Raw genomic sequence first — 6665 nt, 5'->3', positions numbered from 1 at the left:
TCTTTTGAGGCAAGCGATGGAATTACATACGATTTAGGAAATACTATTCAGAATGCAAATTCACATAAGTTGAATACAGCGTTCAATATGGATGCTTTTTACAAATATATTGGATTTACAAAAAGAGGCACAAAAAAAGCAACACCAAAAGCTCCGATAACACCACCAATTGCGCCAAAACCAGGAGAAAAAGTAGTGGCTAAACCAAAAGTTAAAGAAGCTAAACCAAATGTTTTTGTTGATGGTTTAATAGGATTGGCTACAAGTATTAAAAACATTCAAATAAATTATAGCCAAACTAGCGGAACAATGCTTCCGGGTTATTTGCCATCAATAGGATTCTTAGGATCGTCAAGACCGTCATTAGGATTTGTATTTGGGTTGCAAGACGATGTGCGTTTTGAAGCTGCAAAAAGTGGTTTATTGACAAATTATCCTGAATTTAATCAAAATTTCACACAAATAAAAACCAAGCAACTTACGGCAAATGCAAATGTTGAGTTATTTCCTGATTTAAAAATTGATTTGGTTGCAGATAGAACTTATGCGGATAATTTCTCAGAGCAGTTTGATGCTGTTGGAGGTGTTTATAATTCGTATTCGCCATATAATTTTGGAAATTTCTCGATTTCTACGGTTTTAATTAAAACAGCATTTTCACCAAGTGACGAAATTACATCTGTAGCATTTGATAATTTTAGATCAAACAGACTTGTTGTAGCTAATAGACTAGCAGAGATTTCTTATGGAACTTCTCAGTTTCCTACAGAAACTAATGTTAGTAACCCGAATTATGGTTTCCCAATTGGTTTCGGAAAAAATAACCAAGCAGTTTTATTGCCAGCTTTTCTAGCTGCATATAGCGGAAGTGATGCTTCTGGAGTGTCATTAGGAGCATTTAAAAACATTCCTATTCCGAACTGGACATTAAAATATACAGGCTTAATGAGATACAAATTTTTTAAAGATAAGTTTAAAAGATTCTCAGTTCAACATAGTTATAAAGCGGCATATACAATAAATTCTTTCCGTTCTAATTTCGAATATACCAATCCGGGATCTTATGATGCTGGTGGAAACTTCCAGAACAAAAATATTATTGCAAATATTAATTTAACAGAACAATTTAGTCCGTTAGTGCGATTAGATTTTGAGATGAAAAGCTCTATAAAAATCTTGGCAGAAATGAAAAAAGACAGAACCTTGTCGCTAAGTTTTGATAATAATTTGCTAACCGAACTAAAAGGAGTCGAATATGTTGTAGGTTTAGGATATCGTATAAAAGATGTAAAAATAAGAACAAAACTAGCCGACAACCCTTCAGGTATGATTAAAAGCGATATTAATATGAGGGGAGATATTTCTTTTAGAAACAACAAAACCATAGTTAGAAATTTAGATTACAACAACAATCAATTGGCAGGAGGTCAAAATATTGTTTCGGCAAAACTAACAGCAGATTATGCGTTTAGTAAAAACTTAACAACATTGTTCTTCTTCGATTATTCGTTCTCTAAAGCAGTTATATCAACAGCATTTCCATTAACAAATATTCGTGCAGGATTAACATTGCGATATAACTTTGGAAATTAATCTTTAAAAAAATAAGATTATTACGGTAATAATTTTACTTTTGCTATCAATAAAAAATAGAAATAAATTATAAAATGAACATACCAGCTAACTTAAAGTACACAAAAGATCATGAATGGATAAGTATCGATGGAGACATTGCTACAATTGGAATTACTGATTTTGCTCAAAAAGAATTAGGAGATATTGTATATGTTGAAGTAGAAACTTTAGACCAAACTTTGTCACAAGATGAGGTTTTCGGAACTGTAGAAGCTGTAAAAACAGTATCAGATTTATTCTTACCTCTTTCGGGAGAAATAATCGAATTTAACGATCAACTTGAGGTAACTCCAGAAGTTGTAAATTCAGATCCTTACGGGAATGCTTGGATGATTAAAGTAAAAATTTCTAATCCATCTGAAATAGAAACCTTATTGTCTAGTGATGACTATAAAAAGCTTATTGGCGCCTAATAAATTTGCCATTTTTCTAGCCGTTGTTTGGACATTATTTATTACATATTTAAGTCTAACAACATCAACACAACAACCACAAACGTTTGAAAACGAGGATAAAATAGTACATTTTACTTTCTATTTTGGTTTTGTTCTATTGTGGTATCGTTATTTGGTTTTTAGAAATAGTAATTTGTTAAACAATAAGATTACGCTTGTAATTATTTCAATAGTTTTCGGAATAGCGATAGAGTTTGCTCAAAAATATTTTACAACAACACGTCAAGCAGATATTTGGGACGTTATTGCCAATAGTATAGGAAGTTTGGTTGGAATTTTTGTAGCAGCAAATATTTTTAAAACTGATTTTAAATCAAATAGATTCGAAAAATAAATTTACAAGAAAAATAATCCCATTTCGATGGGATTTTTCTATTTTTACAATCAAAAGTCAAGTCAATTTATTATGAATATTAAGCAATATCTAGATTCTACTTATCTGAAAACAGCCTCTCAAGCAAATTTATCTGAAGTTGAAAACACAAAAGTTGTCGAAGCTTTTATTAAAGAAGCTATTGACGAGGAATTTAAACTGATTATGATTCGGCCAGACAAAGTAAAATTAGCTAAAGAAATGATTGTTAAAGCTAATTCGAAAGTATTAATAGGAACTGTTATCAATTTTCCTGATGGAAATTCTAGTATAGAAAACAAACTGGAAGAAGCTCAAGAAGCAATAAATAATCATGCAGATGAACTCGATTTTGTTATAAATTATGAAGCTTTCAAAAGAGGTGAAATAGATTTGATAAAAAAAGAAATAATTGCTTGTGCGCAATTAGGATTGTCTCATAAAAAAACGGTAAAGTTTATAATTGAAGTCGCAGCACTCACAAATCATCAAATCATTCAAATTACAGCACTAATAAAAAACACCATTATTGCACATTTTAAAGAAGAAAATTTTGCTCACGTATTTGTAAAATCATCGACAGGTTTTTATAAAACGGAAAATAATTTACCCAACGGAGCTACAATTCCTACCATTATTTTAATGCTAGAAAATTCAAACCCACTTCCTGTAAAAGCAGCTGGAGGAGTAAGAACTTTAGAAGAAGCTTTGGTAATGATTCGATTGGGTGTAAAAAGAATAGGGACATCGGCAGCAAAGACAATTGCTGATGGAAATGTTGCTAATGAAAATTATTAAAAAAATGAAAATGAAAAAAATATTGTTGCTAATTGTAGTTTTTCTACTTGCTCAAAACTTGTTTTCACAAGTAAGTAATCAAGAGAAATTTCCTGTTTTTCCATCTTGTGAGAACACGATGAACCAAGAATTAGAAAATTGTTTCTACAATCAGCTGCAAGATTTTGTATACAATAACTTCCAGTTACCAGAAGCAACTAAGCAAGAAAAATTTAAAGGAAAAATTATCACTTTGTTTGAAGTTGATACTACAGGAACATTCAAAGTTTTGTATGTTGACGCTATTTCTTTAGAATTAATAACCGAAACAAAAAGAGTATTTTCAGCATTGCCAAAAATAACACCACCAACCTATAATGGTAAGCCAACGTATGCAAAATATACATTTACAATAGCAATTCCGTTGCAAAGTTCAGCTCAAGTTGCTGAACAAAAATCAATTCTAGAAAATAAAATTGCCAATTCAGCATTAGTTTTAGCAAAGAAAGAAAACCCAGAGTACGAATCGGTAAAATTAAATTATAAAGAGTTTAAGAATCCACAATTCAAAAGTCATCTTAATATTCCTTTCTCACACAATTTATATACCAACTTTGATGACGAAATGAATCAAGTTGGAACTAATAATCATACGGGATCTAAACCATATACTTATGCGGAAGTGGCAAAATATCATGATTTTGATGATGCTTACAATGCAATCAAAATAAATAAAGAAGGTTGGTGGGGACGAAAATTGTTTAACGAAAACTTAGTTGCTATACAAGGAGAAGACTATTGGTTTACACTGAATCCTATTTTCGATTTGCGAATGGGAAAAAGCAATCCAAGTACTGAGAATTATACTTTTGTAAATACTCGAGCGCTGCAAATACAAGGAGGATTGGGAGAACAATTAAACTTTACCACAACAATTTACGAAAGTCAAGGCGTTTTTGCCGATTATTATAACCGATATGCAAATTCGATTCAACCATCTGGGGGAAATCCAGCAATAGTTCCAGGAATAGGTATTGCAAAAGATTTTAAAACCACAAAATACGATTTCCCCTCTGCTGATGCAAATATTACGTATACGCCCAATAAACACATCAATTTGCAGTTGGGTTACAGTAGAAATTTTATAGGAGATGGTTATCGTTCTTTGCTGTTAGGCGATGGAGCAAGTCCGTATCCTTTTTTTAAAATAAACACTACTTTTTGGAAAATAAAATACACTAATACCTATATGTGGCTCAAAGATGTTCGTAATGAAGTAACATTAGATAGGACGTATGCTACAAAATATATGGCAAATCATTATTTGAGTTGGAATGCTTCAAAGAGATTGAATATTGGGTTTTTTGAATCCGTAATTTGGACAAATGATAACAATCGCGGTTTTGATGTTAATTTTGTAAATCCAATTATTTTTTATCGTTCAGTCGAATTTTCTTCGTCAGCAAGAAGTGGAAATGCGGTTTTAGGAATCACATCAAAATATAAGTGGAATAATAATATCAATTTATACGGGCAATTTTTGCTTGACGAATTTTCGCTTGGCGACATGAAATCTGGCGAAAAAAGTTGGAAAAATAAATATGGTTACCAACTTGGAGCCAAATATTTTAATGCTTTTGGATTAAAAAATTTGTATCTGCAAGCAGAATACAATCACGTGCGTCCTTATGTGTATGCACATAGTAATGCAATTACAAATTATGGTCATAATAACCAAAACATGGGTCACAATTGGGGTTCTAATTTTAAAGAAGTAACAGGGATAGCTCGTTTTCATAAAAACAGGTTGTTTGCCGATGCAAAAGTAAGTGTTGGAATTCGTGGATTTGATTTTGATACCGCTACAGATGCCTTAAACTACGGTTCAAATATTTATAAAGACTATGATTTACTTAAAGCTCGTGAAAAAGGAGTAACAATAGGCCAAGGAAATAAAACTAATGTTTTTATTGCTGATATTCAGGCTGGTTATTTAGTGAATCCAAGTACAAACTTAAAACTCTTTGGTAATTTTATATACAGAAATTTTTCACCACAAGAAAATACAATAACAATATTTAAAGAAAATGCTACTTGGTTTTCTGTAGGTTTGCGAGCTGATGTGTTTAATTGGTATTTGGATTATTAGGGCGTTACCACAAGGGTCGGGCTTTTTGTTACAATCTTTTTTTCGAAAAAAATCTCAAAAAAGGATTTTCACTTCAATCCCTAACGCAAAGTTGTATCAAATAGATTCGACTTTGTTATTTAGCAAAATCCGTTTTATCCGTGTGCCATTTTTTATAACGTCATTGTAACAGATAAACATATTAAAAAAATAAACATATTAGATTTGAATATTCCTATTGCTTATTCATATCTTTGCAAAGTTTTAAAAAATAAATATTTCTGCCTTGAGCGCAACAAATACATCACTTTCACTAAAATCTATTTTCACTGATTTCAAAGAAATCACCAAAGCTGGGCTTGCTATCAGTGTGGTTTTCTCTTCGTTAGCAGGATATTTATTAGGTATTTATGAATTTAATTTAGGAAGCGTTTATACACTTTTCATGCTGGCTATAGGTGGTTATTGTATGGTTGGCGCATCAAACGCATACAATCAAATCATAGAAAAAGATCTAGATGCTCTGATGGATAGAACTAAAAATCGCCCAATTCCGTCAGGGAGGATGTCTGTAAATGTTGCTTTTACAATTGCGACAATTCTAACCATTATTGGATTGGTAATTCTGTATATGATAAATCCAAAAACAGCAATGTTTGGTGCAATTTCAATATTTTTATACACTTGTGTTTATACACCACTTAAAACAGTAACTTCATTGTCTGTTTTTGTAGGCGCTTTTCCTGGAGCGATTCCGTTTATGTTAGGTTGGGTTGCTGCCACAAATGACTTTGGAATTGAAGCTGGAACTTTATTTCTAATTCAATTTTTTTGGCAATTTCCTCATTTTTGGGCAATAGGTTGGTTTTTATTTGAGGATTATAAAAAAGGGGGATTTTTTATGTTGCCAACCGGAAAAAAGGATAACGGAACTGCTATGCAAGTTATATTATATACACTTTGGTTAACGGCAGCTTCCATATTACCATGTTTTGGTTATACAGGAAGATTGTATTTAACAACGGTTTCGGCAGTGATTGTTGGTTTATTAGGTTTGTGGATGCTTGTTTATGCGGTAAAATTATATCAAAACAAAACCGATAAATCAGCGAAAACATTAATGTTAGTAAGTGTTGCATATATATCGCTCATACAAGTGGTGTATATTTTAGATAAATTTTTACGATAATAAGATATGGAAGGAATGACGATTCAAGAGCATAAAGAAAGAACTGCAAGATCATATAAGTTGCTGTTGCTTTTTGCTATGATTAGCATGTTTATGATGTTTGCAGGTTTAACGAGTGCTTATTTAGTA

General features: G+C 31.7%; 6 protein-coding genes and 1 pseudogene. All 7 read left to right on the top strand.

Going from position 1 to position 6665, the window contains the following annotated elements; translation table 11 throughout:
• On the top strand, positions 1-1593 hold a 1593-nt coding region (sprA, locus tag ACHZC3_RS12580; protein WP_394760222.1), incomplete at its 5' end, for a cell surface protein SprA.
• A gap of 74 nt (positions 1594-1667) precedes the next feature.
• Positions 1668-2048 carry a glycine cleavage system protein GcvH gene (gene gcvH, locus ACHZC3_RS12575; RefSeq protein ID WP_394760221.1) on the top strand — a complete coding sequence of 127 codons (381 nt, stop codon included), beginning with the start codon at positions 1668-1670 and terminating at the stop codon, positions 2046-2048.
• Positions 2020-2424 (top strand): VanZ family protein, encoded by a 405-nt coding sequence (locus tag ACHZC3_RS12570; protein ID WP_394760223.1) that lies wholly within the window; start codon positions 2020-2022, stop codon positions 2422-2424. Before gcvH ends, ACHZC3_RS12570 begins: the two co-directional genes overlap by 29 nt.
• Positions 2425-2496: 72 nt before the next feature.
• Complete coding sequence (deoC, locus tag ACHZC3_RS12565) at positions 2497-3240, top strand: deoxyribose-phosphate aldolase (RefSeq protein ID WP_394760220.1); 744 nt, start codon at positions 2497-2499, stop codon at positions 3238-3240.
• Between the two features lie 10 nt (positions 3241-3250).
• On the top strand, positions 3251-5368 hold the full coding sequence (locus tag ACHZC3_RS12560) for a gliding motility protein RemB (protein WP_394760219.1): 2118 nt from the start codon (positions 3251-3253) through the stop codon (positions 5366-5368).
• Positions 5369-5633: 265 nt separating this feature from the next.
• Positions 5634-6536: a heme o synthase gene (gene cyoE / locus ACHZC3_RS12555; RefSeq protein WP_394760218.1), complete on the top strand. Its 903-nt coding sequence runs from the start codon at positions 5634-5636 to the stop codon at positions 6534-6536.
• A 6-nt stretch (positions 6537-6542) separates the two neighbouring features.
• Positions 6543-6665 (top strand): annotated as a pseudogene (locus ACHZC3_RS12550) (heme-copper oxidase subunit III); the annotation flags it as partial.

This window comes from Flavobacterium sp. (genome assembly GCF_043720215.1).
Lineage (GTDB): Bacteria > Bacteroidota > Bacteroidia > Flavobacteriales > Flavobacteriaceae > Flavobacterium.
The sequence above is the reverse complement of the archived record's forward strand: the minus strand, read 5'-3'. Positions and strand labels throughout refer to the sequence as shown.